The organism is Limnohabitans sp., assembly GCF_044361645.1.
In the GTDB taxonomy this organism is placed as follows: domain Bacteria; phylum Pseudomonadota; class Gammaproteobacteria; order Burkholderiales; family Burkholderiaceae_C; genus Limnohabitans_A.
In genome coordinates this window covers 1-3088 of the sequence record NZ_JBIKIL010000207.1, presented here as the reverse complement: position 1 = coordinate 3088, position 3088 = coordinate 1, and the positions used below count along the sequence as shown (strand labels likewise).

Sequence of the window (3088 nt, the reverse complement as noted above, 5' to 3'; positions counted from 1 at the left end):
GCCAACCAAGCCAAAAGCCAGTTTTTGGCCAACATGAGCCACGAGATCCGCACACCGCTCAATGGGCTGATTGGGGTCTCCGAGTTGCTTGGCACCACCGAGCCGACCGAACAGCAGAAAAAACTCATCAGCATGATCACGATGTCCTCGTCCACGCTGATGCACTTGATCAACGACATCCTTGACTTTTCCAAGATCGAGGCGGGCATGTTGCACCTTGAAAAAGTGCCTTTTTGTCCAGAGCACGCCGTACGCCAAGTGTGCGCATTGTTTGAGACCCATGCGAACGACAAAGGCCTCAAGCTGGTGTTTGAACCCTCGGTTGAGGCCGTGCCGTGGCTGCTGGTGGGCGATCCGCACCGGTTCATTCAGGTGACCAGCAACTTGATTTCCAATGCCGTCAAGTTCACCAACCAAGGGCAAGTCACGGTGGGCTTGGACTGCACAATCACCCCCGATGGCAAAGCCCTGGTGCGCTGCACGGTGCGAGACACCGGCATTGGCATCAGCACCGAGGAGGGTTTGCGCTTGTTCAGTGCGTTCTCGCAAGCCGACGTGTCCATGGCCAGGCGCTACGGTGGCAGTGGTTTGGGTTTGGTGATATCGCGCCAGTTGGCCAAGCTCATGGGCGGTCAAGTGGGCTTCACCAGCGAATCGGGACAGGGTTCGTGCTTTTGGTTTGAGGTGAGCGGCACGCGCCTCAAAGACATGCCGGTGCAAAAATCCGCCAATGCCTCCGCATTGCCCCATGCGCTCGACTGCACGGTGCTCATCGCCGAAGACAACGATGTGAACCGTGAGATTTTGGTCACCATGCTGCGCAACGCGGGTTGCCAAGTCTTGCAGGCCCGCAATGGTGTTGAGGTGGTGGCCTTGAGCGCCAGTGAGCCTCACGACATTGTGCTCATGGATGTGCAGATGCCCGAGATGGACGGCATCACCGCCACCCGTGAGATCCGCGCCCGCGAGTTGTCCACGGGGCAAGCCCGCAAACCCATCTTGGCCCTGACGGCCAACGCCTTGACCGACGACAAAGCCAATTGCCTGTCCGCAGGCATGGACGACTACCTCACCAAGCCGTTTATGCGTCGTCAAATCCTGGATTTGATTGGCAAGTGGATGCAGCGCACGTCCGCCTGATGGGCTTGGGTCGGGGGGCCGACCTCGCGCCCCCAACTGATGGCCACGCCCAAGCGCCCAAGTCCCCCTTGAGCAGCCCATGCACAGGGCGCTGCGCGCGGTGGCCGAGCGCTTGGGTTCTGCCTCACGCCCAGCCGTTTGTGTGTGGCAGGCCATTTTCCATCGTGACGAGGTCTTCACATGGGAAGTGCCCAAGCGCAGCAGCCGAATCAGACAAGAGGTGTTCTGATGCCTACACACCAGTGGCGCGAATCTGCTCAGCCGGTGCAGCTGTCAGTTGCTGAAATTTTGAGCATCTACAATCGTGCCTCTTTCCGACCACAAGCCCCGTACCCGCCCCCTTTCGATCGACATGCAGATAGGCCCCTACCGCTTGCCAAACAACCTCTTCGTCGCCCCCATGGCGGGCGTGACGGACCGGCCCTTTCGCCAACTCTGCAGGCAGTTTGGCGCTGGTTACGCCGTGAGCGAGATGGTGACCTCAAGGCCCGACCTGTGGGCCTCGCTCAAGACCTCGCGCCGCGCCAACCACGACGGCGAACCTGGCCCGATCGCCGTGCAAATCGCGGGCACCGAAGCGCCAATGATGGCCGACGCGGCCCGCTACAACATCGACCGGGGCGCGCAAATCATCGACATCAACATGGGCTGCCCCGCGAAAAAGGTCTGCAACAAATGGGCCGGTTCGGCCTTGATGCAAGACGAGCCGCTGGCGCTGCAAATCATCAGCGCCGTGGTCGAGGCCGCCTTGCCGCATGGCGTGCCCGTGACTTTGAAGATGCGCACCGGTTGGTGTGAGGCCGAGAAAAACGCCCTTCGCCTAGCCCTGGCCGCCGAAAGCGCCGGGGTGCAAATGGTCACGGTGCACGGCCGCACCCGTGCGCAAGGCTACAAAGGCTTGGCCGAATACCACACGGTGGCGGCGGTCAAAGCGGCTTTGCGCATTCCGGTGGTGGCCAATGGCGATGTGGATTCACCCGAAAAAGCCCGCGACGTGCTGCAGTTCACCGGGGCCGACGCGGTCATGGTGGGCCGCGCCGCGCAGGGCAGCCCCTGGATTTTTCGCGAAATCGCTCACTTTTTGGCCACGGGCGAACACCTGGCCCCGCCCTTGGTGGCCGAAGTGCGCCGCTCTTTGCTTGAACACCTGCAAGACCACTACAGCCTGTACGGCGAATACACCGGCGTGCGCTCGGCGCGCAAACACATCGGCTGGTATGTGCGCACGCTGCCCGGTGGCGAGGCCTTTCGCGAACACATGAACACCCTGGAAACCGCAGCCGGGCAACTGGCCGCCGTGGCCGCTTATCTGGACGGCCTGGCCGAACAGACGGAGCGATTGCCCGCGCGCCAGTCCGACAGCCCGCTTGTCTGCACCGATTTGGAGACCACGCCATGAGCGAAACCCAATCCATAGAAACCTGCATCCGTGCCAACTTGGAAACCTATTTCCGCGACCTCGATGGCACCGAGCCCACCGGCCTGTACGACATGCTGGTGAAACTCGTTGAAAAGCCGCTGCTGGATGTGGTGATGAGCCAATCGGCCCAAAACCAGTCGCGCGCAGCCGCATGGCTGGGCCTGAACCGCAACACCTTGCGCAAGAAATTGATCGAACACGATTTGTTGAAATGACCTCCAAAGAAAGCCCCCCCATGCGCGCCTTGATTTCTGTCTCTGACAAAACCGGCATCGTCGAATTGGCGCGTGGCCTGCACGCTTTGGGCGTGGCCCTCATCTCCACCGGCGGCACCGCCAAGCTCTTGGCCGAACAAGGCCTGCCCGTGACCGAAGTGGCCGAAGTCACGGGTTTCCCCGAGATGCTGGACGGCCGCGTCAAAAGCTTGCACCCCAAAGTGCACGGCGGCCTGCTGGCGCGCCGCGACACGCCCGAGCACATGGCCGCTTTGCAGGCGCACCAGATCGATACGATTGACCTGCTCATCGT

Annotated in this window: 3 protein-coding genes and 1 pseudogene; all 4 read left to right on the top strand. The window is 61.5% G+C overall.

The window, feature by feature from the left end; genetic code table 11:
* Positions 1 to 1140, top strand: a 1140-nt coding sequence (locus ACIQ39_RS19060) for a response regulator (RefSeq protein WP_396436155.1), incomplete at its 5' end; no start/stop codon positions are given.
* A 352-nt stretch (positions 1141 to 1492) separates the two neighbouring features.
* Positions 1493 to 2539: a tRNA dihydrouridine synthase DusB gene (gene dusB, locus ACIQ39_RS19055; RefSeq protein ID WP_396436154.1), complete on the top strand. Its 1047-nt coding sequence runs from the start codon at positions 1493 to 1495 to the stop codon at positions 2537 to 2539.
* Positions 2536 to 2775 carry a Fis family transcriptional regulator gene (locus tag ACIQ39_RS19050; protein ID WP_396436153.1) on the top strand — a complete coding sequence of 80 codons (240 nt, stop codon included), beginning with the start codon at positions 2536 to 2538 and terminating at the stop codon, positions 2773 to 2775. Before dusB ends, ACIQ39_RS19050 begins: the two co-directional genes overlap by 4 nt.
* 20 nt (positions 2776 to 2795) lie before the next feature.
* Positions 2796 to 3088 (top strand): annotated as a pseudogene (purH, locus tag ACIQ39_RS19045) (bifunctional phosphoribosylaminoimidazolecarboxamide formyltransferase/IMP cyclohydrolase); the annotation flags it as partial.